Raw genomic sequence first — 26,130 nt, 5'->3', positions numbered from 1 at the left:
GCGCTACTTGAGATGGGGCAGCTTGCGATAGATCGTGTTGCGCGAAACGCCCAGGGCGCGGGCGGTGGCGGAGACATTGCCGCCGTGCGCTTCGAGCGTACACACGATCAGGGTCTGCTCCATGTCTTCCAGCCGAGCGCCGGTGCAGGGCATTGTTGCGGCAGTCGCAGCGACGCTCGAAACGGCGGCGGACGGCGCGGGGCTGCCATCGGTGGCGGCGTCCGCCTGTGCCTCACGCATGTCGTCCAGGAAGTCGTCCGGCATATGCTGCATGCTGATCTCGCTCTCGTCGCCGGCCATCACCACGCCGGTGCGCAGCAGGTTGGTGAGCTGGCGGAAATTACCGGGCCATTTGTGACGCAAGAAGAGCTGCATCAATTCGGATGAAACCGTATAGCGTCTGCCGCCGCTATCGGTCGTCAGGATCTTGTTGACCACGGTTTCCAGGTCGGTGCGTTCGCGCAGCGGCGGCAATTTCACAACCAGCCCGTTCAGGCGGTAATACAGGTCTTCGCGGAACAGGCCCTTGGCCATGCGGTCGCGCAGGTTGTGGTTGGTGGCGCAGATTACTTCCACATTTACCGGAATCGATTTGTCGCTGCCCAGCGGCGTGACCATCCGTTCCTGCAGCACGCGCAGTAGGCGGGCTTGCAATGGGAAGGGCATGTCGCCAATTTCGTCGAGGAATAGGGTGCCGCCATTCGCCTGCAGGATCTTGCCGACTGCGCCCTTCTTGCGCGCACCGGTGAACGCCCCGTCCTCATAGCCAAACAGTTCCGACTCGATCAGGGTCTCTGGAATCGAGGCGCAGTTGACCGGCACGAATGGCCCTTGGGCGCGCGGCGAGTCGTTGTGAATGGCTTGCGCCAGCAATTCCTTGCCGGTGCCAGTCTCCCCCATAATCATGATCGGGATGTCTTTGCCCAGCACGCGGGTGACCTTGTCGATGACCGCCTCAAGCTGCTGGTCGCCGGTGCGCAGGTAGCGCAGGCCGGACAGGCGGCGCGCCGTGTGGGCCGGATTGGTCTGCGCCGGGTGGCTTTCCTCGCGCGCCGAAATGATCGGGTGCTGGAAGTGGTTGTTGGCCAACCGAAGCTGGGCGCGGCCGAACACGCGCACGCCACTATGCAGGCACAGGTCCAGCAGTCCCGGCGCCGCAGTGCGGTAATGGTCGAACAGCGCCGACACCGGAAGGCCGAACAGGGAGCTGAAAGTATGGGACTGCAGCGCCGCGAACGACAGGCCAAGCTGGAACAGGCCGGCGCGGTTGGCTGCGATGAAGCGGCCGCCGGGGGTAAATGAGGCGATGCCCTCCATCAGGGTGCCTATAAATTCAGCACGGGCGTGGAAGTGCAGGGTAATGACGTCTTCGAAAGCGGCGGCAAACAGCTGGTTCTCCACCATCAGGGCCGACATCCGTACCAGGGCCATGGTGTGCTTATGGAAGGAGCGCTGGTCGCCCGAGACATCGAGCACGCCAATCACATTGCCGGCATGGTCGGTAATTGGTGCCGCGGAACAGGTCAGGAAGTGGTTGGCTTGCAGGAAATGTTGATCAGCATGCACCAGGGCCGGCTTGGCTTCGGCGATGGCGGTGCCGATCGCATTGGTGCCTTTACATTGCTCGGACCAGGTGGCGCCGGCCTGCAAGGCGACCCGATTGGCCTTCTCCAAAAAGTCCTCGTCGCCAAGGGAGTGTAGGATCACACCTTTGGCGTCCGTCAGGATCACCATATTGTGAGTGTTCACGATCTGCTGGTAGAGCGTTTCCATTGCCGGCACGGCATGCGTGTGCAACAAGCGGTTCTGCTCAATGATATTGGATAGGGAGCAGCGGTCGATGGGGCCCAGGTCTACGTCGCTGCACGGATCGAGGCCATAAGTGCGTGAGCGCAGGTGCGCAGTCTCGATGATTGCGTTGTTCACATTTGGAACAGTTTCCTGTTGCATGTCTCCCCCAGCAGCCTTTGCGGCTTTCTTTAATGTAGCACCTGTGTCAAAACTGAACAAAAGCAGATTGCCAGACGCGTTGCATTGTTAAGCAAGCAAACAAGATGCCAGATACCCCTTGCGCTCTGGGAGCCGGTCGGCTATAGTTCTGTCCCTCGCAACGCAGCGCAGTCAAACGACAACGCAGCGAAGCGAAAAAGAAGGGGTTGACGAGTTGCACGCTGTACCGCATAATCTCGCTTCTCTGCTGCTGACGAACACAACGCTTCGTCGAACAAACAGGCAGCGATCTTTAAAAATCAACAGTCGATAAGTGTGGGCGTTTGACGATATGCCCGGGCCTTCGGGCTCGATGCTCAAAATATACGTTATAACGCTCGCACAAAATTAAACGTAAATCTCTTTATGAGATTTCGTCAGTATTTTGAGTGAGTGACCTGCCGCAGAAATGCGGCAAAAACAGAGATTGAACTGAAGAGTTTGATCCTGGCTCAGATTGAACGCTGGCGGCATGCTTTACACATGCAAGTCGAACGGCAGCGCGGGCTTCGGCCTGGCGGCGAGTGGCGAACGGGTGAGTAATATATCGGAACGTACCCAAGAGTGGGGGATAACGTAGCGAAAGTTACGCTAATACCGCATACGATCTAAGGATGAAAGCAGGGGACCGCAAGGCCTTGTGCTCCTGGAGCGGCCGATATCTGATTAGCTAGTTGGTGAGGTAAAGGCTCACCAAGGCAACGATCAGTAGCTGGTCTGAGAGGACGACCAGCCACACTGGAACTGAGACACGGTCCAGACTCCTACGGGAGGCAGCAGTGGGGAATTTTGGACAATGGGGGCAACCCTGATCCAGCAATGCCGCGTGAGTGAAGAAGGCCTTCGGGTTGTAAAGCTCTTTTGTCAGGGAAGAAAAGGTCGTGGCTAATATCCACGACTGCTGACGGTACCTGAAGAATAAGCACCGGCTAACTACGTGCCAGCAGCCGCGGTAATACGTAGGGTGCAAGCGTTAATCGGAATTACTGGGCGTAAAGCGTGCGCAGGCGGTTTCGTAAGTCTGTCGTGAAATCCCCGGGCTTAACCTGGGAATGGCGATGGAGACTGCGAGGCTAGAGTTTGGCAGAGGGGGGTAGAATTCCACGTGTAGCAGTGAAATGCGTAGAGATGTGGAGGAACACCGATGGCGAAGGCAGCCCCCTGGGTCAAAACTGACGCTCATGCACGAAAGCGTGGGGAGCAAACAGGATTAGATACCCTGGTAGTCCACGCCCTAAACGATGTCTACTAGTTGTTGGGTCTTAATTGACTTAGTAACGCAGCTAACGCGTGAAGTAGACCGCCTGGGGAGTACGGTCGCAAGATTAAAACTCAAAGGAATTGACGGGGACCCGCACAAGCGGTGGATGATGTGGATTAATTCGATGCAACGCGAAAAACCTTACCTACCCTTGACATGGCAGGAATCCCGGAGAGATCTGGGAGTGCTCGAAAGAGAACCTGCACACAGGTGCTGCATGGCTGTCGTCAGCTCGTGTCGTGAGATGTTGGGTTAAGTCCCGCAACGAGCGCAACCCTTGTCATTAGTTGCTACGCAAGAGCACTCTAATGAGACTGCCGGTGACAAACCGGAGGAAGGTGGGGATGACGTCAAGTCCTCATGGCCCTTATGGGTAGGGCTTCACACGTCATACAATGGTACATACAGAGGGCCGCCAACCCGCGAGGGGGAGCTAATCCCAGAAAGTGTATCGTAGTCCGGATTGTAGTCTGCAACTCGACTACATGAAGTTGGAATCGCTAGTAATCGCGGATCAGCATGTCGCGGTGAATACGTTCCCGGGTCTTGTACACACCGCCCGTCACACCATGGGAGCGGGTTTTACCAGAAGTAGGTAGCTTAACCGCAAGGAGGGCGCTTACCACGGTAGGATTCGTGACTGGGGTGAAGTCGTAACAAGGTAGCCGTATCGGAAGGTGCGGCTGGATCACCTCCTTTCTAGAGTCGGCATCAGACTCAAACGTTCACACTTATCGGCTGTTGTTAGGTACTGGTCAAACGTAAGCCTTCGGGTTTAGGTTTGAGTAGTAACGTTCTTTAACAATCTGGAAGAAGTAAAAGTTTTATTAAGCGATATCGAAAGATATTACTTAGGGTAGTAGTAAAACTCATCAAACACAGTAGTAAGTGCTTGAACTTATAGCCGTCAAGGTTATAGGGACAAGTGACTAAGTGCACATGGCGGATGCCTTGGCGATTACAGGCGATGAAGGACGTAGAAGTCTGCGATAAGCTTCGGGGAGCTGACAAACAAGCTTTGATCCGAAGATTTCCGAATGGGGAAACCCGGCCTTATAGGTCATCACTCACTGAATACATAGGTGTGTGAAGCGAACGCGGCGAACTGAAACATCTAAGTAGCTGCAGGAAAAGAAATCAACCGAGATTCCCAAAGTAGTGGCGAGCGAAATGGGAAGAGCCTGTACGTGATAGTCGTTCTGATAGTGGAATCCTCTGGAAATAGGAGCCATAGCGGGTGATAGCCCCGTACACGAAATCAGAGCGGTGGTACTAAGCGTACGACAAGTAGGGCGGGACACGAGAAATCCTGTCTGAACATGGGGGGACCATCCTCCAAGGCTAAATACTCGTAATCGACCGATAGTGAACCAGTACCGTGAGGGAAAGGCGAAAAGAACCCCGGGAGGGGAGTGAAATAGATCCTGAAACCGTGTGCATACAAACAGTCGGAGCCTCGTAAGGGGTGACGGCGTACCTTTTGTATAATGGGTCAGCGACTTACATTCAGTGGCGAGGTTAACCAGATAGGGGAGCCGTAGAGAAATCGAGTCCGAACAGGGCGCCAGTCGCTGGGTGTAGACCCGAAACCAAGTGATCTATCCATGGCCAGGTTGAAGGTGCGGTAACACGCACTGGAGGACCGAACCCACTAATGTTGAAAAATTAGGGGATGAGCTGTGGATAGGGGTGAAAGGCTAAACAAACTTGGAAATAGCTGGTTCTCTCCGAAAACTATTTAGGTAGTGCCTCAAGTATCACCGACGGGGGTAGAGCACTGTTATGGCTAGGGGGTCATCGCGACTTACCAAACCATTGCAAACTCCGAATACCGTTGAGTGCGAGCTTGGGAGACAGACATCGGGTGCTAACGTCCGGTGTCAAGAGGGAAACAACCCAGACCGCCAGCTAAGGTCCCAAAGATTGGCTAAGTGGAAAACGAAGTGGGAAGGCTAAAACAGTCAGGATGTTGGCTTAGAAGCAGCCATCATTTAAAGAAAGCGTAATAGCTCACTGATCGAGTCGTCCTGCGCGGAAGATGTAACGGGGCTAAGCCAGTCACCGAAGCTGCGGATATCCGCAAGGATATGGTAGGAGAGCGTTCTGTAAGCCTGCGAAGGTGTCTTGTAAAGGATGCTGGAGGTATCAGAAGTGCGAATGCTGACATGAGTAGCGATAATGCGGGTGAAAAGCCCGCACGCCGTAAGCCCAAGGTTTCCTGTTCAACGTTCATCGGAGCAGGGTGAGTCGGCCCCTAAGGCGAGGCAGAGATGCGTAGCTGATGGGAAGCAGGTTAATATTCCTGCACCGTCGTATGATGCGATGGGGGGACGGATCGCGGAAGGTTGTCTGCCTGTTGGAATAGGCAGTTCCTGGTTCATAGAAGGCGCTTAGGCAAATCCGGGCGCGTAATTCAAGGGACTGGGACGAGCGAGCTTGCTCGCGAAGCAATCGGAAGTGGTTCCAAGAAAAGCCTCTAAGCTTCAGTCATACGAGACCGTACCGCAAACCGACACAGGTGGGCGAGATGAGTATTCTAAGGCGCTTGAGAGAACTCGGGAGAAGGAACTCGGCAAATTGGTACCGTAACTTCGGGATAAGGTACGCCTCGGTAGCTTGACCACTTTACTGTGGAAGGGCGAAAAGGTTGCAATAAACTGGTGGCTGCGACTGTTTAATAAAAACACAGCACTCTGCAAACACGAAAGTGGACGTATAGGGTGTGACGCCTGCCCGGTGCTGGAAGATTAAATGATGGGGTGCAAGCTCTTGATTGAAGTCCCAGTAAACGGCGGCCGTAACTATAACGGTCCTAAGGTAGCGAAATTCCTTGTCGGGTAAGTTCCGACCTGCACGAATGGCGTAACGATGGCCACACTGTCTCCTCCCGAGACTCAGCGAAGTTGAAGTGTTTGTGATGATGCAATCTACCCGCGGCTAGACGGAAAGACCCCATGAACCTTTACTGTAGCTTTGCATTGGACTTTGAACCAATCTGTGTAGGATAGGTGGGAGGCTTTGAAGTAGGGACGCCAGTTCCTATGGAGCCATCCTTGAAATACCACCCTGGTTTGTTTGAGGTTCTAACCTTGGTCCGTGATCCGGATCGGGGACAGTGCATGGTAGGCAGTTTGACTGGGGCGGTCTCCTCCCAAACGGTAACGGAGGAGTTCGAAGGTACGCTAGGTACGGTCGGACATCGTGCTAATAGTGCAATGGCATAAGCGTGCTTAACTGCGAGACCGACAAGTCGAGCAGGTACGAAAGTAGGACATAGTGATCCGGTGGTTCTGTATGGAAGGGCCATCGCTCAACGGATAAAAGGTACTCTGGGGATAACAGGCTGATTCCTCCCAAGAGTTCATATCGACGGGGGAGTTTGGCACCTCGATGTCGGCTCATCACATCCTGGGGCTGTAGCCGGTCCCAAGGGTATGGCTGTTCGCCATTTAAAGTGGTACGTGAGCTGGGTTTAAAACGTCGTGAGACAGTTTGGTCCCTATCTGCCGTGGGCGTTGGAAATTTGAAGGGGGCTGCTCCTAGTACGAGAGGACCGGAGTGGACGAACCTCTGGTGTACCGGTTGTCACGCCAGTGGCATTGCCGGGTAGCTAAGTTCGGAAGAGATAACCGCTGAAAGCATCTAAGCGGGAAACTTGCCTTAAGATGAGATTTCCCGGAGCCTTGAGCTCCTTGAAGGGTCGTTCGAGACCAGGACGTTGATAGGTCAGGTGTGGAAGTGCAGTAATGCATTAAGCTAACTGATACTAATTGCCCGTACGGCTTGTCCCTATAACCTTGACGGTTATGTAGCACTTACCGTGTTTGAGAACACTACCCCAACTTTACTTCTTCCACGATTGTTGACAAGTCATGCCTGATGACCATAGCAAGTCGGTCCCACCCCTTCCCATCCCGAACAGGACCGTGAAACGACTCTGCGCCGATGATAGTGCTGCAACCAGTGTGAAAGTAGGTTATCGTCAGGCTCTTATTAGAAAAGCCCGCCAGGCATGAATGCCGGCGGGCTTTTTGTTTTGCGCGTCCGATGGGTTACTGGTTGGACCAGTCAGGCCGCCTCCAGCTTGCCCGCCACGTAGTCGATATGCGCTTGCATCGCGGTGCGCGCCGCCTCGGGCTTGCGCGCGCAAATGGCCTGGCAGATTGCGCGGTGCTGCTGCAATAGCTGGCCGGATACCTCGTCATCCAGTGCCCGCAAATTGGAGCCATTCAGCGTAATGTGTTCGCGCAGTATTCCCAGCACGCTGGCATGCAGGTGCAGGAACATGCTGTTGTGAGATGCCAGTGCGATGGCCTCATGCAGTTCCGCGTCGAGTGCCGCTTCCTTCGCGGCGTGATCGTCCTGGCGCGCTTGCTCAAGTCCCGCCAGCAGGGCGCGAATGCCGGCATACTCTTCATCAGTACCGCGCAGCGCGGCGTAATAGGCCGTGGCGCCTTCCAGCACACGGCGAAATTCCAGCACCTCACTCAATAGCACCGGATGATCGACGACCAGTTGCGCCCACGGCGATGCGCTGCCGGTGCGTAGTTGATCGCCCACGAACATGCCCGCGCCAGGGCGGCTGCGCAGCAGGCCTCGTGCCACCATTCTTTGCAGCGCCTCGCGGATCGTATTGCGCGACACTGAGAACTGCTCGGCGAGCACGCGCTCGGACGGCAGCTTTGCGTTGGCGGGATAGCGGCCATCCAGCAGCGCCACTTCCAGTTGGCGTTGAACCTCTTCTACCAGCCCGCTTGTTTTCATCTTGGCGATCTCCTTTTGCGGCCCATGGTCCAACCAGTTTGCGGCGCCGCCGGCATGCGGGAATTATGGGACCTGTCGACGGAATAAGCAAAACAGAGGAGACGCGCCATGAGGCCCCGACACTACCCATCGCTGGCAAGCCAGCGCCATCAACATGTGTACCTGTTCGGTACCTGCGTGATCGACTTGTTCATGCCGGAAGCGGGACTCGATGCGGTACGCCTGCTCGAGCAGCAAGGCGTGACCGTGCACTTCCCGCGCGGCCAGAGCTGCTGCGGCCAGCCTGCCTACAGCAGCGGCAACCCTGAGCAGGCGCAAGCCGTGGCGCGCGCGCAGCTGGATTTGTTCCCGCAGCCATGGCCTGTCGTCGTGCCGTCCGGCTCTTGCGCGGGCATGATGCGACATCACTGGCCCGAACTGTTCAAAGATGATCCGGAGGCTGCCGCCAAGGCACGCGAGCTTGCAGGTCGGATCTACGAACTGAGCGAATTCCTGCTGCATGTACTGCACGTCGACTTCCAGGCTGCGCCTGCGCAGGGCGATGAAAAGGTGGTGCTGCACACCTCTTGCGGCGCCCGGCGCGAAATGGGCACCAGGGAGCATGGCGTGGCATTGCTCGACTCCTTGCCTGGCGTGACACGCGTGGAGCATCAGCGCGAATCGGAGTGCTGCGGCTTTGGCGGCACCTTCTCGCTCAAGCATCCCGACATTTCCGGCGCGATGGTCGCCGACAAGATCGCTGCGGCCTGCGCGACAGGCTGCACGCGCCTGGTTTCTGCCGACTGCGGCTGCCTGCTGAATATCGGTCATGCAGCGCAGCACCAGGGAGCGCCGCTCAAAGTGGAGCATATGGCCAGCTTCCTGTGGCGCCGCCTGAACGGTCATGCCGCCGCGCCGGAGCAGGATGGAGGTGCGCAATGAGCAGCATGGGTAGCCGCGAGCGCATCCTGGGCGCCTTGCGCATTGCCGCGCCGGCCGCGACGCCGGACAGCCGCGACGTGGAGTCGCGCATCAGCCAGCATCATGCACATGGCGCCCTGCGCGCAGCCTCGCCGAAGCAGCGAGCGGACGTCATGGAGCGCGTCATGACTTCGGTGCGCACGGAAGTCTGGCGCAGCAGCGCCGCGAAATGGCCCGCACTGTTGGTCGGCAAGCTTGGGCGGGCCGGCGTGCAGCGCTTGCTGCTCGACCATGCCACAGCCGAAGGCACGGCGCTTGCCGCCGCACTGCCAGCCGGCATGCAGGCTCTCTCGTTCGCGCAGCCGCTGGAAGCGTGGAAGGATTCATTGTTCTCCTCGGTGGATGCAGGCTTTACCGTGGCGCGTTCCGGAATCGCCACCACCGGCACGCTGGTGCTGGCGCCCGATGCGGGCACGCCGCGTACCGTATCGCTTGTGCCGCCGCTGCACGTGGCGCTGGTGTATGCGAGCACGCTGCATGCCGACCTGCATGCGGCCGTGCACGCCGAGCGCTGGTGCGCAGGCATGCCGACCAACCTGGTGCTGGTATCGGGCCCTTCAAAAACTTCGGATATCCAGCAAACCCTGGCCTACGGCGCGCACGGGCCAGCCGCACTGTGGGTGGTGATCGTTGATGACGACAGGGAGGTGCAGGCATGAACGCGCGGCCAATGCACTTTGTTTCGCCTGCCGACTTTCGCGAGCGGGTCAGCGGAGCCTTGCAGGACCAGGCCCTGCGCTCCAGCATGCGCGGCGCGATGGATTTCCTGCAGGCCAAGCGCAGCAACCAATTCCCCGACACTGGCGAACTGGAACAGCTGCGCGACCTGGGCGAAGCGATACGCCAGCATGCGCTGGCCAACCTGCCGGACCTGCTGGTGCAGTTCGAATCCAGCCTGCAGGCGTTAGGCGTGGACGTGCACTGGGCCGCCACGGCGGACGAAGCCAACGCCATCATCCATGAAATCGCACAGCGCCACGGTGCCCGCAGTATCGTCAAGGGCAAGTCGATGGCCAGCGAAGAGGTGGAGCTGAACCACTATATGGCTGAACGCGGCATCGGCTGTATCGAATCCGACATGGGCGAATACATCGTGCAGTTGGCGCAGGAGAAGCCCTCGCATATCGTCATGCCGGCCCTGCACAAGACGCGCGCCGAGATTGGCGCCCTGTTCGAACGCCACCTGCCCGGCACGCCCTATACCGAAGATGTTGACACGCTGATCCTGGCAGGCCGGCGCAGCCTGCGCCAGAAATTCGCCGATGCGGATATCGGCCTGTCCGGCGTCAACTTTGCGGCAGCCGATACCGGCACCCTGTGGCTGGTGGAGAACGAGGGCAACGGCCGCTTGTCGACCACGGTGCCGGATGTGCATATCGCCCTGATGGGCATGGAGAAGGTGGTGGCGAGGCTGGAGCATATTGTGCCGCTGGCGAGCCTGCTGACACGCTCGGCCACCGGCCAGGCCATTACCACCTATTTCAACCTGATCACCGGTCCGCGCCGCGCCGGCGAACTGGATGGTCCGCGCGAAATGCATGTGGTCCTGCTCGATAACGGCCGCACACAGGCCTATGCCGACCAGCAGTTGCGCGCCACCTTGCAGTGCATCCGCTGCGGCGCTTGCATGAACCACTGCCCGGTATATGAGCGGGTGGGCGGACATGCATACGGCACCACGTATCCGGGGCCGATCGGCAAGATCATCTCCCCGCATCTGCTGGGACTGGAAGAGACGGCCGACCTGGTGACAGCTTCCAGCCTGTGCGGCGCCTGTGCCGAAGTATGTCCGGTGCGCATTCCGATTCCGTCGCTGCTGGTGCGGCTGCGCACCGAGGCGAATCGCGATCCTGCGCAGCAGGTCGAGCATCCCCTGCGCGGCCAGGGGGCCAGCTTCAGCCGCGGTGACCGGCTGGTGTGGCGCTTCTGGAGCGGCGCCTTCGCGCGCCCCTCGGCCTATCGCTGGTTCCGTTGGCTGGCGACCCGGCTGCGAGACTTCGCTCCGTCCTCCCAACTGGGGTGGACGCGCCACCGTGCACCGCTGGTGCCCGCTCGGCGCAGCCTGTCCGACCTGCTGCGGGAAAGGGGACAGGCGGAATAAGGATTGTTGCACCCATTACGGCGCCTGGCGCCGGCATAAGAAAAATTTCAAACCATTGGAGGAGAGTCAAATGCAAACCTGGAACCAGATCTACGCCCCGTTGGGCGGCCTGGCGCTGTCGGCCCTGGTCGCCGCCATTCCCATTCTCTTTTTCTTTGTCGCGCTGGCAGTCTGGCGCCTCAAAGGCCATGTCGCCGCCGCCGTGACACTGGCATTGTCGCTTGCGGTCGCGATTTTCTGTTATGGCATGCCGGTGCCGCAGGCGCTGGCTGCTGCGGGCTACGGCTTTGCTTACGGAATGTGGCCCATCGCATGGATCATTATCAGCGCGGTGTTCCTGTACAAGGTGGTTGAGCGTACCGGCCAGCTCGAAATCATCCGCGCGTCGGTGGTATCGATTACGGACGACCAGCGCCTGCAGATGCTGCTGATCGGCTTTTCCTTCGGCGCCTTCCTGGAAGGGGCGGCAGGCTTTGGCGCACCTGTGGCGATCACTTCCGCGCTGCTGGTTGGCCTGGGCTTCAATCCGCTGTACGCGGCCGGCCTGTGCCTGATTGCCAATACCGCGCCGGTAGCCTTTGGCGCCATGGGCATTCCCATTATCGTTGCGGGGCAGGTCACCGGCCTCGACGCGATGAACATCGGCGCCATGGCCGGCCGCCAGCTGCCGCTGCTGTCGCTGCTGGTGCCTTTCTGGCTGGTGTTCATGATGGACGGCAAGCGCGGCATCAAGGAGGCCTGGCCCGCAGCGCTGGTGGCCGGCGGCAGTTTCGCCGTCACGCAGTACATCACCTCCAACTATATAGGCCCGGAACTGCCGGACATCACCTCCGCCCTGGTCAGCCTGGGCGCCCTGACCGGCTTCCTGAAGGTATGGCAGCCCGCCAGCGCCAAGGCCGGGGCACGCAATACCATTTCGATGGGCGGCGGCACGGCGGCCATGTCGCCGTTCGGCGGTGCTGCGGCAGCGGGCACGCAGCCGCGCAGCCGCAGCCAATCGCCATACACCACCGCGCAAACGGTGCGTGCCTGGGCGCCATTCGGCCTGCTGACCGCCGTGGTGACGGTGTGGAGCCTGCCGCAGTTCAAGGCGCTGTTCGCTGCCAAAGGCGCATTGGCCGGCACAGTGCTGAAATTTCACGTCCCATACCTGGACATGATGGTGGTCAAGATGGCGCCGATCGTCGCAGCGCCCAAGGCATATGAGGCGGTCTTCAAGCTGGACCTGGTCTCGGCCGTCGGCACGGCGATCCTGGTTTCGACATTGCTGTCGATGGTCTTGCTGCGCTTTAGCCTGGGCAACGGCTTGCGGGCCTTGCGTGACACCGTCCTTGAACTGCGCCGCCCCGTGCTGTCGATCGGGCTAGTACTGGCGTTTGCGTTCGTCGCCAACTACTCGGGCATGTCCTCCACGCTGGCATTGGTGCTGGCCGGGACCGGCGCGGCCTTCCCGTTCTTCTCGCCTTTCCTCGGCTGGCTCGGCGTGTTCCTGACCGGCTCCGATACCTCGTCGAATGCCTTGTTCTGCTCCCTGCAGAACACCACCGCGCACCAGGTTGGCGTATCCGATACCTTGCTGGTGGCCGCGAATACCACCGGTGGCGTGACCGGCAAGATGATTTCGCCGCAGTCGATTGCCGTTGCCTGCGCAGCCACGGGCCTGGTCGGGCGGGAGTCCGAATTGTTCCGCTTCACGCTCAAACACAGCCTGCTGTTTGCCGCCATCGTGGGCCTGATGACGGTCTTGCAGGCCTATGTGTTCCCCGGAATGGTGCCGCACTGACGCGGGCCGCAAACTGGTCCAGGCCTGTCTTGCGAATGAAGGCAAGGCAGGCCATTTTCTTTCGAAAGTCTCAAATACGACATACAACAGAAGGTTGTCTCAATTTTGTGCAAACGTTGACTAGCTCCATGCAACCTAGCTAGTGTTGGTATTCGAGCCGGAGAAACCGGACGACAAAACACAAGACAATCACGGGACTAATGGAGCAAAAATGAAGATTCGCAAGACCCTGATCGCGGCAGCGATCACCCTTGTAGCAGCACAGGCTGGCGCCGCCAGCATGATGGCCAGCCCAGTCGCATTCTCCGCCCAGGAAAAGGCACGCCTGCTGGCAACCCTGAACGGCGAGCGCGGCAAGTTCGGCCTGGATACTGACCACGGCTACAGCATCGCCTCCCAGCATCCGGGCGCTTCAGGCCAGGCGATCAGCCGCATGAGCCATACCTACAAGGGCGTGCGCATTTTCGAATCCGAGTCCGTGATCGTGACCGACAAGGCCGGCAGTATCGTTGGCGAATCGGTGACCGACCGCCGCGCCAGCCTGTCTGCCAAGCGCTTCGACGTGAAGCCAACCCTGTCGGGCAGCGCCGCCATTTCCAAGGCAATGGCAACCCTGCCGGCAGCCGCCAGCCACATCGACCCGCCGTCCGCTGAACTGATCATCTTCCCCGTCATGAAGACCGTGCGCGTTGCCGGCGCCGAAACCAAGGCCGAAGCCGACCTGAATGCACTGGACGTGAAAGACGTGGTGGGCAGCTACCAGCTCGCCTACCTGGTGAAGACCCGCATGACCAAGGGACAGGAAGCCGTTTTCCACAATACCATCGTGAACGCCAGGGACGGCAGCCTGCTGGACCAGTGGAGCATGGTGCAGAGCGTGGTCGGCACCGGCCATAGCCAGTACAACGGCGACGTGCCGATCCAGACCACCCTGTCCGGTACCACCTACCAGATGCTCGATTCCACCCGCGGCGTCGGCGGCCAGTTCGGCGGTGCTGCAATCACCAATGCCAACCACGCTTCGACTTCCAACCCGACTCCGGGCGTGATCTACACCAACAGCACCAACGTCTGGGGCGATGGCCAGAACTACATTTCCGGCGGCAGCACCACCAACGCCAACGGCCAGACCGCTGCCGTCAATGCGCTGTGGGGCTTGCAGAACACCTACGACACCATGAGCAATGTGCTGGGCTGGAAGTCGCTGGACGGTAACAACACCGCAACCTACATCGCCGTACACGTGGGCACCGCTTACGACAACGCCTTCTACACCGATTCCTGCAAGTGCATGTACATCGGCGACGGTTCCAGCTTCTACAGCCTTGGTTCGATCGACGTGATCGGCCACGAAATGGGCCACGGCGTGACCGCTGCAACGTCCAACCTGACCTACCGCGGCGAGTCCGGCGGCCTGAACGAATCTTCGTCCGACATCAACGGCGAAGCGGTGGAAGCCTACGCACGCAACGGCGGCACCGGCAGCGTTGTCAACGCCGGCAACGACTGGATGATGGGCAAGGAAATCTCGAAGACCGGTACCCCGCTGCGCTGGCTGTACAAGCCAAGCAAGGACGGCAAGAGCCCGAATGCATGGAGCACTTCCCTGAAGCGCCTGGACCCGCACTACAGCAGCGGCCCTAACAACCGCATGTTCTACTTCCTGGCCATGGGTTCGAGCTCGGTGTCCACCAGCGACTACTACTCCCAGTACCTGACCCAGGCCCCGAAGAACATGACCGGCATCGGCATCGACAAGGCATATCGCATCTGGTTCAAGGCCAACACCACCAAGCTGACTTCCGGCTCGACCTATGCTGACGCACGTGCAGCAGTCGTGGCAGCAGCGCAGGAACTGTATGGCGTTGGCAGCGTTGAGGCCAAGGCGGCCATGCGCGCTTACGCCGCGATCAACGTGGGTGCAGACGTCGCTGAATAAGCTGCGCGTCCCTGCATGAGAACCGCCAGGGTGACCTGGCGGTTTTTTTTTCGGCTTAAGCGTGCCGCAGCACGACCGTCGCAATCACCGCTACGAACATGGTGAAGAAATAGCGCGGCCAGCCGGCACTGAAATTTCGCCATGCCAGCACTGCAAGTACCACGGCGGCGACGAATGGAATCGGCGTGCGGAAGTTCAGGCACAAGGTCGTGGCGAAGTAGAGCTGGATGAGGATAGCCACCCATGGACGTCCGGTGAACATCCCGCGGCTTTCGCGCGTAGGAGGCTGCGGCGTGGTAGCCGGCCTTGCCGCCGGCCTCGAAGGAGAGCCTGTGGGCGCAGCAGGCTTTTGCCTTGCAGCGGCTTTTGCCTGCGTCAACTGCTCCTGCGTTTTCTCCAGCACGGGCGCAGCCGGTATTGCCGCTTGCCAGAAGCCGGCCCACGGTTCCTTGCCTTGCGCCGACAAAGCGCGGAAGCCGCTGCTGCGGCGGGCGACAGGTGCGCTTGCTGCCGGCGCTTGCGCAGTCCATTTCGCGCGGGCTGCCCGCACCTGTTGCAGTAACGGTGCCCCTTTCTCGGCGTCGACCATCTTGATGAACTGCGCGTAACCTTCGAGCGCATCGATCACGTTTTCATTGCCGTTCCATTGTTTGCCGGCCGGGCCGTCTTTTTCGACCTGGAACAGGGTCGCGCGGAAGCGGCGCAAGGTATCGCGGTCGAGGGACAGCTTCTTGTTGACCACGATGCCGGTCACGCTCTGGCAATGCGCATCGCTCATGACATGCTGCTTGTCCGGGTGAGGCGTGAAGCCTTCGTCGGCAATGATCTGCTTGACGCGCCATAGCAGCTTGCCGGCCAGCTTGCGCGCGGCGGCATCGCCGGAGAAGGTCAGGTCGTCGGCATAGCGGGTGTAGGTGAAGCCAAGCTTTGCGGCGCAGCTTTGCACGCGAGCGTCGAGACGCCGGCACAGGATGTTGGTCAGCGCCGGGCTGCTCGGAGCGCCCTGGGGCAGGGCGCGCTCGCCGGTGGCGACAAAGAATCTTTCGCCGTCCACGCTGACTTCTTCAACGGGCGTCTCCGTGCAAACCAGCCCGAGCGTGGTGGCCAGTTGTTCGCTGTAGCCCAGCTCCCTGAACACGCCCTTGATGCGCGGCAGGCTGATGGACGGGAAAAAATTCTTCAGGTCCAGGTTGATGACCACGGACTTGCCCACGTGGGGGTGGGCATTGCTGACAATCGAACGGCCTGGGATGAACCCATGCGCGGCAGGGTGCAGCGGCACCTTGGCCAGGATGTTGTCCAGCACCCAATACTGCAGGCGCTTCACGCGCGGCAGCGGCGCAGAGATGATGCGTTCGCCGCCGGTTTTCTTCGGCATGGCGAAGCGGCGATAGTGGCTGATGCGCGATACGCGGCGCTCGAAACTCAGGAAGCGCAGCTCGGGCAGCGTGATGCCCATGGCGGTTGCGAGTTCGCTCGCGTTGTTCATTGCAGGCAGCGACCAGCGCGCCAGTTTTTCGGCATTGCTCTCGGCGTGATTCAGGCCGGCGGAAACGCCTTCGCCCAGGTAGAGCAGTTCGGTGGACTGGCGCTGATGCCAGGCCGTCGCGCGTTCAAAACGTTCGCGCGCACGCTTCTGGCGGGTCTCTTCCCGCCGTTGCCGCGCTTTGGCCATGCGCTCCTTGCGCATCGCCTTGAGAGCCTGTTCCGGGTCCTGGATGGTGCGCAGTTCCTGGCCAAGGCGGTGCAGGGCGCTGCTGAGTTCAGCTTCACGCTTGACGACTTCTTCCAGTTCGGTAGGCTCGCCGGTATTGGCAGGCCAGAAGCCGAGGCGCTGCATCTCGCCCAGCACGACTTCCTGGCGCGAGCTGTTACGCAGGCGCTCCATCAATTCTGCGCGCGTGGTGACTGGGCTGGATTCGGTGGCGCTCATTGCATGGCCTCCTGGCGAGGCGAGCGCGAAAGATGCAGACACGGCGGGATTGTCATCGAAGAGCCTTTAAGACTGGGGCGCTCCACTCGATGCCATACGACACCGGTGCTGCGAATGGACTGCAGGGCAGTCACACCGTCTTGCGGCACCGGTGTCAGTATGGCACTGTGAAGAGCGTGCCAGTGGCGCATGGGAAGAGCTGAATACGTGAACGGCGATCCACCGTTCGGGTTGCAAGAGCCATCCCGCCGTGTTTGCTGGAACGAGTATATCAGTTCATTTGCTTTTTTCATATCGATCGTCATCCTCAAGCCGCCTGCTGCCGCGACATGCGCAGCGCGAGCATGTGCGCGCAAGGACCTTTGTGCATGCGGTTGAACGTGAAGAAGTTGCATTGGCAGGCGCCATCGACGATGCGTTCGTCGGCATCCAGCCGCAGCATGACCTGGTACTGGCGGTCGCCTTGCTTTGCCTGTGCGCTCAGGCGGATGCTGCCGTCTGCAACCGCTTCCACGGCGTGTCCGTTCATTGCATGGAGGGCGACCAGCTTCCGGGCTTCCTCCTCCTCGGGGCTGGCGAAACGCAGCGTGTCCAGCGGCAGCGGCTCGCGCGCCAGTTCGCGCAGGCGGTAGACTTCATTCACCAGGTCGTAGATCACGCGGCCGGCCTGGGTGTACAGGGTCAGCGCGCGTTCGACCAGCATGCGATCGAGGCCGGTGTCGAGCGACAACTGGGCGCTGGTGGCGAACCAGCGCTTGCCCAGCGCGGCAAAGACTTTTTTCTTGCTGTCGTTGTCGATCTCGCCGCGCGGCGCGAGCAAATCGAACTGGCCGGCATGCGACCAGTCGTTGGCGGTCCAGCCGGAAAGCCCAAGCGTGAACTGCATGCCGGGCATGTTGGCGATCCAGAAGCTTGGCAGGCCGCTGCCCATCAGGTGCACAGTGAAGCTCTGGGCGACGGGAATCAGGCGCTCAAGCAGCATCAGGCGGCGGCGGCCCCAGACGCGAACTTCTTCCGCCACGTTGCCCTGATAGATGGAGCGGCGGCAAACCACTTCCTCGTTCCAAGGTTCGAACACCGCGCGCACCGGTTCTCCCGGCGCCAGCACGAAACGGATCGAGCGCGGGCCGACGCGCTCCTTCTTGCGCCGCATCTGCAGGCAGAAGTTGTGCACGTCCATCGGGTGCAGGTCCAGCCGGCGCGCCACCATGTTCATTGCGCTGCTGACCTGCAGGAAGCCTCGCACCCAGGTGTCGGGCACGTCGATCTTCTCTTCGATGAATTCGGGATCGTCGGCGGTCTTGACCTGGAAGCCGCCCGGATCGATCGACAGCCTGGTGCTCTTGTAGTCGCGGATCTTCTGGAATTCGCCGTACAGGCTTTCCGAGTAGTCGATGTTGGTGGTGCCGCAGGCGAAGTCGCCGATGTGGTCGAACACATTATGGCTGCAACTGAGCGAAGCGTAGCTCGATTCGTCGCGGCTGAAACACTCGAAGAATACGCGGTCCGGATGCACGGTAATGACCGGGTCGAGCGCGATCCACAGTTCGCGGTTAGTCTGGTACAGGTAGTTGTAGTACCTCGCTTGCGCATCGTAGAAGGGCTTCATCAGCTTCGACTTGCGCTCGCGCAGCGCACGCATTTCAGCTTGCAGCGGCTGCAACTGCTCTTTCAGCTCGCTGCCGCGGGCCTGGAACTGCGCCAGCATCATGCCTTCGTTTTGCGCTACCCATTCCTTGTAGGCTGTCTTGTCCTTGGGCTGGTAGCGCTGGTCGGCTACCACGACATCGTGCAGGGCGGAGATCGCCTCGCGGAAAGGAATGTGCTTGTTGATGTCGGCGACGAAGTGGGTCGGCGCGCGCAGGGTATCCGGCACGAAGCGCATATCGGTCGACGCGGCGCTGTTGCTGACGTAGGTCTCGCCGTAGTAGCGGTACTGGAATCTCATGTCTTGCTTCCCCGGCCGGCGATGGCTGCTGGCGTGTGGATCGTGATGGCTGCCGGCAGCCCGGGATAACGCTGCTGGATGGCGCGCAGGCCTTCGATGTATTGCGCCTTGTCGGCGATGGCGACTGTCAGCACCTGGCGTGCAAATACCCTGGCCACAAAGGCGGCGATTTCCTCCGACAGTTCGGCCTGCGCGCGCAGGAACGCCTGCACGCGGCTTTTCACGACGCGGCCGCGATTCACTTGCGACAGCACGCTGAGGAAGTAAGGTTCCATGCGCTGCAGCTTGTGCACGTCGCCGGCGCAGGCGCTTTCCAGCCAGGAGCTGACGAACAGCTGCATATTGGCGGAAGGGTGCTGGCTCAGCTTATCCAGCAGCTCGGTCACGTCGCCGACGTCGAAATGCCTGGTGATCATGGCGCGGCCGAAGCGTTGCGCCGCCGGGTCCTGGTGGTCGCACAGGTTTACCAGCAGCAGCGGCGTCCAGTCGTCGCGGGTGCAGGCCTCGGTAAAGAAGGCCGAGGCGAACTCGCGGCTGTCGTCGAAGCGGCTGTCGAAAATGCGCAGCGCCGCCTCCATCTGGCTGCGTACGCGCTGAGGAGCGGAACGATAAGCCTGGAAAGCCCATTGCCGCACGCTGGCCGTGGGGTTGCGCCCGAAAGCGGCCCAGGCCGCGACGTCAAACTGTTCGGGGCGGAAGCCGGGCAGCAGGCGCGCACCGAGCAGCTGGGCGCCTTTGCTGCGCGCAGCCAGCAGGCGCGCCAGCAAGGCGGTATCGGCCAGTTGTTCCTCATCCTTCAAGGGACCGGTGACCCAGGCCACCAGGTCGGCATGCATGCCTTCGCCGGTTTCGCTGCGGAACAGCGCGTCGAGCAGGCCGGCCAGCAGCGCCTGGCGGAAGCCGGCATCGGCGACGCTCAGGCGCTGGATGACCGGATCGACGCCGCGCCGTACGCTTGCCTCGGCGCTGGTGGCAAAGGCGATGATCAGCTCCGACTGCGCGCATAGCACCTGGTCCGGCAGCGTGCCGAACAGGCGTACCGCTGCGCCGCGCACTTCGGCATCTTCATCCTTCAGCAGCATGGCCAGCCTGGAGCCGGGCAGCATGCCGGTGGGCGCGGGATGCAAGATCAGCCATTGGCAGGCCAGGAGCCGCACCGCAGCCAGCGCGTGGCCAAGCAGTTGCAGCAGGCGTTCGTACGGTGCGCCTGCCGCGGCATCGCGCAGCGGATTCTCGATCAGCCAATGCAGGTCGGCTCCAATCGGCGGCACGGCGTTGCGCGCATCGTCGATGTCGGCGCAGTTGTCCAGCCAGTCAAGCAGTTGCATGACAATGGCCGGAGCCTGGCCTGGCAAGGTCGCAGCGACCTGGCACAACATGCGGCCCTGGCGGCGTACCGCCTCCAGCGGAGCGCAGGCGATGGTCGCGACCAGCAGCGGGTCGGCAGCGTAGTTCAGCGGGTCGCGCACGATGCAGTCCAGCGCGTATTGGGTCGCTTCCGGCAAGGTGCACTGGATCAGGAGCAGCAGCCACTCGGTTGGCGGAATGCCCGGTTCGAAGCGCTGGCGCGCCACCTGGAAGGCAAAGCGTGCCGTCGACAGGTAGGGGCTGCGCAACAGCTCGCGGATCACGTCCGGCTCCAGGGCGGCGCAGAAGGCCTTGTTGTCGGCCAGCGCGCGCGCCGCGAATTCGTGCACGCCGGCGCAGCGGCTTTGCTGCATCAGCGAGAGCAGGGCCTGCGGCTGCGCATCCCACAGCTCGGGGAAGGCTTCCTGGCGCCTGTCGTCGGGCTGGATCGGGTGCGGCTGGTACCAGCTCGTGCCCGGGCGGTTGCTAAGCCAATGGCCGCGCGCGCGCAGCATGCGGTTGAAGACCATCCAGTAGCTGTAGCTGTCGTAGAAACGGCCACCGCGGGCGCTTGCCTGGCCGGCGTCGCTGTCATCCATCGCAGCCAGGACCCCGAGCGCCATGCGGACGTAGGCCGCGTCGCCGTCCTCCGCAAGCCGGCGCAATGTGCGCCAGCCGCGGCGGCGCAGGTAGTCGCGCGTGCGCAGGCCGTAAGCCACTTTGCTGTCGGGACGCGAGGCTTCCTCCGCGTACTTGACGTAGGCGCGGCGCACATAAATCCACTGGCTGCTGCTGGTATGGGTATCGGTGTCAAAGCGCTGCTGGATCAGGCCCCACAGCTCGGCATCGCCGGCCATCTCGGCTGCCTTGTAGATATGGCGCACGGCGCGGAAAGTCCCGGCGCGCAGGCGCATCCGCTTCAGGTGGGTGCGCAGCAGGCGGCGCGCCATCGGCTGGCTGAGGGCCACCTGGTGCAACTGCTCCAGCCAGTCCGACTTCGACAGGCCTTGCCACTCGTCGTCGCCGGCGGCAATCGACAGAAATTTTTCTTCATCCTGCTGGTCCCAGGCGTTGCGCAGGACTGCCGGCCAGTCGGCCAGCAAGCGGGCCGCGTGCGCCTGCAGTGCGGCGCCGTCGGCCAGCATCAGCCAGGCTTGCAGGGCGATGCGGCGCACGGCATCGCTGCGGCCGCGCGCGTGCAGCTCCTGCATGGCGACGGCGGCTCCGGCATCGCCGCAGCGGCCGATCGCCCAGGCCAGGCAGTAATCCTGCATGACGTCGCCGCGCGCTATCAGGTCGACCATGGCGGGGACGGCGCCGCGCAGGCGGCGTTCGCCGATGCGCCAGATGACCCGGTTGCGGTGGTGCTGGTCCAGCTTTTTCCAGTTTCCCGCTTGCAGTTGCTGCAGCAGCGCGACGGCGGCAGGATCGGATGGCGTTTGCGCCGGGGCTGGAGCGGATACCGCGCTTTGCGGCAGGGCCGGTTCGGGCGCGGTTGCCGGGTCGACGAAACCTTGCGCAGCGCGTTCGATCAGCGCCAGCTCAAACAGGGTTTCGGCGGCTTGCCAGTCGACCGGCTGCGGAGTGCGCGTGCTTTCGCGCCACTCTTCGCCGGTGCGGCCCTGGCGCAGGTTGACCAGGTAGCGGCCAGGAGATCCTGCCACTGCGCCCGCCACTTCGCAGAGCTCAATCTCGCAATGGATGGTGGCGTCTTTTTGCCTGCGAACCAGGCTGCTTTTCCGAATCAGCTTCACTGTAGTGCGGGCCTTGACTTGAAATCCGGTTACTCAACAGGACGATGTTAGCCAATCTTGCAAGTGTTTGCAAATAAAGCAATTCCTACGCCGTCTTGAGCAGCGCTTCCAGCAGCGGTTCGCAGGCGGCAGCCAGCCGATCCAGGCTAGCTTCGCGCAAGGCGTTGGTATCGACGGTGTGTTGCGTTGCCAGGCCGGCCCAGTGCAGCAAGGCGCGGCCGGCTTGCGGGTGGTCGAACAGCCCGTGCAGGTAGGTGCCGAGCACCTGGGCGTCGGACGAGACGGCGCCTTCCGGCCGGCCGTCGATAAAGAAGGCTGGTTGCGCCATTGCGGGGCCGTGCGACACGCCCATGTGGATCTCGTAGCCGCTGACCGGCGCAGCGTTGAAGGCGCATTGGCCGGAGACTTGCGCCAGGCGTTTGTGGCGCGTGAGCTCCGTTCGCATGTCCAGCAAGCCCAGGCCGGTCTCGCTGCCGGCCCGGCCTTCCACGCCGTGCGGATCGTCCACCTGGGTGCCCAGCATCTGGAAGCCGCCGCAAATGCCGATCACCTTGCCGCCATAGCGCAGGTGGCGTGCGATCGCCTGCGGCCAGCCGCCTTCCTTCAGCGCGGCCAGGTCGTCGCGCGTGTTCTTGCTTCCCGGGAGGATGAGCAGGTCGGCAGGCGGGATTGCTTCGCCCTTGCGTACAAAGCGCAGGTCGACGCCGGGGTGGGCGCGCAGCGCATCGAAGTCGGTATGGTTGCTCATGCGCGGCAGGCTTGGCACCACCACGCGGAAGGCGCCGCGCTCGGCCTGCACGGCCTGCACCGCGTCTTCGGCATCCAGGTACAGGCCATGCAGGTAGGGCAGCACTGCCAGCACCGGCTTGCCGGTTTGTTGTTCCAGCCAGTCCAGGCCGGGCTCCAGCAGCTTGATGTCGCCGCGGAAGCGGTTGATGACGAAGCCGATGATGCGACGGCGTTCGCTCTCCGACAGGCAGGACAGGGTGCCCACAATGTGGGCGAACACGCCGCCGCGGTCGATGTCGGCGCACAGGATGACGGGGCAGTCGACGGCTTCCGCGAAGCCCATGTTGGCGATATCGCGGTCGCGCAGGTTGATTTCCGCCGGGCTGCCGGCGCCTTCCACCACCACGGTCTCATACTGTGCCGACAACCGCTGGTGGGATTCCAGGACGGCCGCCATGGCGACGGTCTTGTACTGGTGGTAGTCGCGCGCATTCATGTCGCCGCGCACCTTGCCGTGGATGATGACCTGGGCGCCGATATCGCTGCTTGGCTTGAGCAGCACGGGATTCATGTCGGTGTGCGACGGAATGCCGGCGGCAATCGCCTGCAGCGCCTGGGCGCGTCCGATTTCGCCGCCGTCGACGGTGACCGCGCTATTGAGCGCCATGTTCTGCGGCTTGAAGGGCGCGACGCGCACGCCGCGCTGTTTCAGCAGGCGGCACAGGGCCGCGACAATGGTGCTCTTGCCGGCGTCGGACGTGGTGCCCTGGACCATCAGGGTACGGTAAGGGAAGCTCATTTTGCAGGACGGTGCTTGCGCGCTTCATCCAGCTTTTCGCACAGCACTGCGGTGCCGGCGATCATGCGCGGACCGGCGCGATTGAGCAGGCTGCCGTCGATCGTGAACAGGTTGTCCTGCCTGGTCGCCTTGAGCGTCTTGTAAGGGCGCCACAGGCCGACCCCGCCATAGTCCTTTTCCGCCGTGGCGAAGACTGCTTCGGGATCGGCTTCCAGCACGGCCTCCACGCTGACTACCGGCGCCGTGACCTTCTGGTCGGCGAAGATGTTCTGGCCGCCGCATGCTTTCAGTGCGTCGCTGACGATGTGTTCGCCGTTCAGTGTGTAGAGCGGCTTGTCCCATACCTGGTAGAAGGTGCGCACCGGCGGACGCGCCGCATATTGCGCGCGCAGGGCAGCCAGCTTCTGGCGCAGTTCCTTCGCTGCCGCGTTGGCGGCGGGCTCGGTGCCAAGCAGCCTGCCCATCTTTTCCAGGTTGTCGGCGATCTGGTCCAGTTTTTTCGGCTCGCTGTGGAACATCGGGATGCCGAGCTGGCGCAGCTGGTCGATCTGGCGCTCGGAGGTGCCGTGGCGCCAGACCACCAGCAGGTCCGGCTTCATCGCCAGCAGGCGCTCCATGTCGACCTGGCGATTGTCGCCGACGCGGGGAATCTGCTTGGCGGCTTCGGGATAGTCGCTGTAGCTGACCGCACCCACGATTTTTTCGGCGCCGCCGGCTGCGAATAGCAGTTCCGTGACGTGCGGCGCCAGTGCGACGACGCGCTGCGCCGGCTTTTGCAGGGTGACCGGCTTGCCGTCATCGTCGTTGACGGTGATGGCGGCGTGCGCCTGCAGTTGGGCGGCGCACAGTGCGGAGATCAGCAGGTAACTTTTCATCGGTTCGTCCATTCGTTCAATGCCAGTTCAAGGCGCTGCCAGCCTGCCTCGTCGGGCGGCAGGCCGAGGCGGATGCCGCGCGCCGCTTCGCGGAACAGGCGTACCCAGATGCCGCGGCGCGCCATGTGGTCGTGGAATTCTTCGGCAAGCGGTTCAGGCCACCATTGAAACAGCGAGGTGCCGTTGCTGGCGATGCCGTGGCTGGCCAGCAGCGCGCGCAGCCGGGTGCCGGCAGCGTGCAGCTTTTCCTGCGCGGCGCCCTGCCATGCGCTGTCCTCCAGCGCGGCGCGCGCGACTTGCTGCGCCGGTCCGCTGACTGCCCAGGGGCCGAGCATGTCGGCCAGCGGCGCGAGGATGTCGTCGCGCGCCGCGACGAAGCCGAGGCGCAAGCCTGCCAGGCCGAAGAACTTGCCGACGGAGCGTAGCACGACCAGGCCAGCGGCCTGCGTGGCGTCGGCAAGGCTGTGGGCGCCATCGGTGTCGGCGAAGGCCTCGTCGACGACCAGCCAGCCGCCGCGAGTTGCCAGCGCTTCCGCCCACCGGAGCAGGGTTGCGCGCGGTACGAAGGCGCCGGTAGGGTTGTTCGGGTTGCAGACCACCACAACGTCGGCCGTGGCCACGGCGGCGTCAAGTTCGCTGTAAGGAACTGGGCTGGTGCGGTGGCCATGCTGCGACCAATGATGCAGGTGCTCGGCATAGCTTGGGCTGGCGACCACCACGCGCGATGGCGCGCGCAGGCGGGGCAGGGCCTGGATTGCCGCCTGTGTTCCCGCGACTGCCAGCATGCGCGGTGCGCGGTAGTAGCATTGCGCGGCATGCAGCAGGGCCGGGTCGTGCTCGGGCAGTCGATGCCAGGCGTCGGAGGCCAAGGCTGGCGCTGGATAGCCGCCCGGATTCAGGCCGGTCGACAAGTCCAGCCAGTCGTTGCGGCCGTAGCGTTGCGCTGCTTCGCGCAGCTTGCCGCCGTGTTCAAGCATGATGTACTCCATAGGCGATGGCGAGCATGACGGCAATCCATAGCCCGCTTGCGTTGCGCACCAGGCGCCAGGCGCGCGTAATGTCGGCGGCAGACGCTTCGGCGCCCTCGCCGAGCGGCGGGCGCTGTTCGGTCTGGCCGCCATAGCTTGCTGCCCCGCCCAGTTGCAGGCCGAGCGCGCCGGCTCCAGTAGACATGACCGGCCCCGCGTTGGGACTGCTCCAGGCGGGAGCCTGCTTGCGCCAGCAGGCCAATGCGCGGCGCGTGCTTCCGGCGCCGGGCGCCAGCAGGGCGTAGCTCATGGCGGTCAGGCGCGCCGGCAGATAGTTGAGCGCATCGTCGATGCGGGCCGCGCTGCGGCCGAACAGGTTGAAACGTTCAGTGCGATAGCCCCACATGGCGTCGAGCGTGTTTGCGAGGCGGAACAGCAGGGCGCCGGGCCCGCCGGCGATGGCGAACCAGAACAGGGTGCCGAAGACGGCGTCATTGCCGTTCTCCAGCGTTGATTCGGTGGCGGCCTTGGCGAGTTCGGAAACGGTGGCCTGTTCGGTGTCGCGGCTGACGATGCGGGCGGTCAGGGCGCGGGCGGCCGGCAGGTCCTTGGATTGCAGGGCCCGGCCGATCGGGATCATGTGGTCGCGCAGGCTGCGCAGGCCAAGGCAGAAGTACAGCAGGGTGGCGTGCAGGGCCGCCTGTGCTGCGGCGGGCAGCGGCTGTGCGAAGGTCCATGCTGCCAGCATGGTGAGAGGCACTACGGCGAGCGCCCAGGCAAGTGCGCCGAGTGCGAAGCGGGCAACGGGTGCAGCCGGGGCGGCGGCGCTGGAACGGTTCAGGCGCGCTTCGATTGCGTTGGCCAGGCGGCCGAAGCCGACCAGCGGATGCAGGCGCGAGACTTCGCCGAGGATGGCGTCGAGCAGCACGCCAGCCAGCAGTGCGGCAGCGAATGTGGTCCAGTCCAGGCCAGCCAGCAGC

Annotated in this window: 14 protein-coding genes and 3 rRNA genes; 8 read left to right on the top strand and 9 right to left on the bottom strand. The window is 62.1% G+C overall.

All coding sequences use genetic code 11. From position 1 onward, the window contains the following. Positions 1-3 precede the first annotated feature (3 nt). Positions 4-1,950: a sigma-54-dependent Fis family transcriptional regulator gene (locus tag ACN9MU_RS31195; protein ID WP_426343906.1), complete on the bottom strand. Its 1,947-nt coding sequence runs from the start codon at positions 1,948-1,950 to the stop codon at positions 4-6. 468 nt (positions 1,951-2,418) lie between these two features. Between ACN9MU_RS31195 and ACN9MU_RS31190 the strand changes: the two genes are divergently transcribed. From ACN9MU_RS31190 to rrf, 3 genes are all read left to right on the top strand, one after another. Further along, a 16S ribosomal RNA gene (locus ACN9MU_RS31190) occupies positions 2,419-3,949 on the top strand. 220 nt (positions 3,950-4,169) lie between these two features. Beyond that, a 23S ribosomal RNA gene (locus ACN9MU_RS31185) occupies positions 4,170-7,041 on the top strand. Positions 7,042-7,125: 84 nt separating this feature from the next. Then, positions 7,126-7,238: ribosomal RNA gene (rrf, locus tag ACN9MU_RS31180) — 5S ribosomal RNA — on the top strand. The 16S, 23S and 5S rRNA genes sit together here, the layout of an rRNA operon. Positions 7,239-7,318: 80 nt before the next feature. On the opposite strand, the gene ACN9MU_RS31175 is transcribed toward rrf, so the two are convergent. Further along, positions 7,319-8,014 carry a FadR/GntR family transcriptional regulator gene (locus tag ACN9MU_RS31175; protein WP_426166194.1) on the bottom strand — a complete coding sequence of 232 codons (696 nt, stop codon included), beginning with the start codon at positions 8,012-8,014 and terminating at the stop codon, positions 7,319-7,321. A 108-nt stretch (positions 8,015-8,122) separates the two neighbouring features. Here ACN9MU_RS31175 and ACN9MU_RS31170 point away from each other — a divergent pair, with 108 nt between their 5' ends. From ACN9MU_RS31170 to ACN9MU_RS31150, 5 genes are all read left to right on the top strand, one after another. Beyond that, positions 8,123-8,935, top strand: a complete 813-nt coding sequence (locus ACN9MU_RS31170; protein WP_426336619.1) for a (Fe-S)-binding protein — start codon at positions 8,123-8,125, stop codon at positions 8,933-8,935. Beyond that, the gene (locus ACN9MU_RS31165; protein WP_426336618.1) at positions 8,932-9,633 is read left to right on the top strand and encodes a LutC/YkgG family protein; all 702 of its coding nucleotides are present in this window, start codon (positions 8,932-8,934) and stop codon (positions 9,631-9,633) included. Before ACN9MU_RS31170 ends, ACN9MU_RS31165 begins: the two co-directional genes overlap by 4 nt. After that, entirely contained in the window at positions 9,630-11,075 is a 1,446-nt protein-coding gene (locus tag ACN9MU_RS31160; protein ID WP_426336617.1) for a LutB/LldF family L-lactate oxidation iron-sulfur protein, read from the top strand. Before ACN9MU_RS31165 ends, ACN9MU_RS31160 begins: the two co-directional genes overlap by 4 nt. 70 nt (positions 11,076-11,145) lie before the next feature. Next, positions 11,146-12,858: a lactate permease LctP family transporter gene (locus ACN9MU_RS31155; RefSeq protein ID WP_426336616.1), complete on the top strand. Its 1,713-nt coding sequence runs from the start codon at positions 11,146-11,148 to the stop codon at positions 12,856-12,858. A 211-nt stretch (positions 12,859-13,069) separates the two neighbouring features. Then, on the top strand, positions 13,070-14,797 hold the full coding sequence (locus ACN9MU_RS31150) for a M4 family metallopeptidase (RefSeq protein WP_426166181.1): 1,728 nt from the start codon (positions 13,070-13,072) through the stop codon (positions 14,795-14,797). A 55-nt stretch (positions 14,798-14,852) separates the two neighbouring features. Here ACN9MU_RS31150 and ACN9MU_RS31145 read toward each other — a convergent pair whose 3' ends face one another. From ACN9MU_RS31145 to cbiB, 7 genes are all read right to left on the bottom strand, one after another. Beyond that, on the bottom strand, positions 14,853-16,730 hold the full coding sequence (locus tag ACN9MU_RS31145) for a reverse transcriptase domain-containing protein (RefSeq protein WP_426166179.1): 1,878 nt from the start codon (positions 16,728-16,730) through the stop codon (positions 14,853-14,855). 307 nt (positions 16,731-17,037) lie between these two features. Further along, a complete protein-coding gene (locus tag ACN9MU_RS31140; protein WP_426343905.1) occupies positions 17,038-18,678 on the bottom strand; it encodes an SWIM zinc finger family protein in 1,641 nt (546 codons plus the stop codon). Then, positions 18,675-21,689, bottom strand: a complete 3,015-nt coding sequence (locus tag ACN9MU_RS31135) for a hypothetical protein (RefSeq protein ID WP_426343904.1) — start codon at positions 21,687-21,689, stop codon at positions 18,675-18,677. Before ACN9MU_RS31135 ends, ACN9MU_RS31140 begins: the two co-directional genes overlap by 4 nt. Before the next feature lie 175 nt (positions 21,690-21,864). Beyond that, complete coding sequence (locus ACN9MU_RS31130) at positions 21,865-23,307, bottom strand: cobyric acid synthase (RefSeq protein WP_426319663.1); 1,443 nt, start codon at positions 23,305-23,307, stop codon at positions 21,865-21,867. Beyond that, positions 23,304-24,182, bottom strand: a complete 879-nt coding sequence (locus ACN9MU_RS31125) for a cobalamin-binding protein (protein WP_426343903.1) — start codon at positions 24,180-24,182, stop codon at positions 23,304-23,306. The genes ACN9MU_RS31130 and ACN9MU_RS31125 overlap by 4 nt, the downstream gene beginning before the upstream one ends. After that, complete coding sequence (gene cobD / locus ACN9MU_RS31120; protein WP_426319661.1) at positions 24,179-25,159, bottom strand: threonine-phosphate decarboxylase CobD; 981 nt, start codon at positions 25,157-25,159, stop codon at positions 24,179-24,181. The genes ACN9MU_RS31125 and cobD overlap by 4 nt, the downstream gene beginning before the upstream one ends. Next, positions 25,152-26,129, bottom strand: a complete 978-nt coding sequence (gene cbiB, locus ACN9MU_RS31115; protein WP_426344910.1) for an adenosylcobinamide-phosphate synthase CbiB — start codon at positions 26,127-26,129, stop codon at positions 25,152-25,154. The genes cobD and cbiB overlap by 8 nt, the downstream gene beginning before the upstream one ends. Position 26,130 lies beyond the last annotated feature (1 nt).

This window comes from Pseudoduganella sp. R-32, assembly GCF_049913245.1.
Classification (GTDB): domain Bacteria; phylum Pseudomonadota; class Gammaproteobacteria; order Burkholderiales; family Burkholderiaceae_D; genus Rugamonas.
This window is presented reverse-complemented; position numbering and strand designations above follow the sequence as displayed.

Excerpts from the sequence above, each read along its gene's own strand:
- ACN9MU_RS31195 (WP_426343906.1), bottom strand. The coding sequence starts at position 1,950 with ATGCAACAGGAAACTGTTCCAAATGTGAACAACGCAATCATCGAGACT.
- ACN9MU_RS31175 (WP_426166194.1), bottom strand. The coding sequence starts at position 8,014 with ATGAAAACAAGCGGGCTGGTAGAAGAGGTTCAACGCCAACTGGAAGTG.
- ACN9MU_RS31170 (WP_426336619.1), top strand. The coding sequence starts at position 8,123 with ATGAGGCCCCGACACTACCCATCGCTGGCAAGCCAGCGCCATCAACAT.
- ACN9MU_RS31165 (WP_426336618.1), top strand. The coding sequence starts at position 8,932 with ATGAGCAGCATGGGTAGCCGCGAGCGCATCCTGGGCGCCTTGCGCATT.
- ACN9MU_RS31160 (WP_426336617.1), top strand. The coding sequence starts at position 9,630 with ATGAACGCGCGGCCAATGCACTTTGTTTCGCCTGCCGACTTTCGCGAG.
- ACN9MU_RS31155 (WP_426336616.1), top strand. The coding sequence starts at position 11,146 with ATGCAAACCTGGAACCAGATCTACGCCCCGTTGGGCGGCCTGGCGCTG.
- ACN9MU_RS31150 (WP_426166181.1), top strand. The coding sequence starts at position 13,070 with ATGAAGATTCGCAAGACCCTGATCGCGGCAGCGATCACCCTTGTAGCA.
- ACN9MU_RS31145 (WP_426166179.1), bottom strand. The coding sequence starts at position 16,730 with ATGAGCGCCACCGAATCCAGCCCAGTCACCACGCGCGCAGAATTGATG.
- ACN9MU_RS31140 (WP_426343905.1), bottom strand. The coding sequence starts at position 18,678 with ATGAGATTCCAGTACCGCTACTACGGCGAGACCTACGTCAGCAACAGC.
- ACN9MU_RS31130 (WP_426319663.1), bottom strand. The coding sequence starts at position 23,307 with ATGAGCTTCCCTTACCGTACCCTGATGGTCCAGGGCACCACGTCCGAC.
- ACN9MU_RS31125 (WP_426343903.1), bottom strand. The coding sequence starts at position 24,182 with ATGAAAAGTTACCTGCTGATCTCCGCACTGTGCGCCGCCCAACTGCAG.
- cobD (WP_426319661.1), bottom strand. The coding sequence starts at position 25,159 with ATGCTTGAACACGGCGGCAAGCTGCGCGAAGCAGCGCAACGCTACGGC.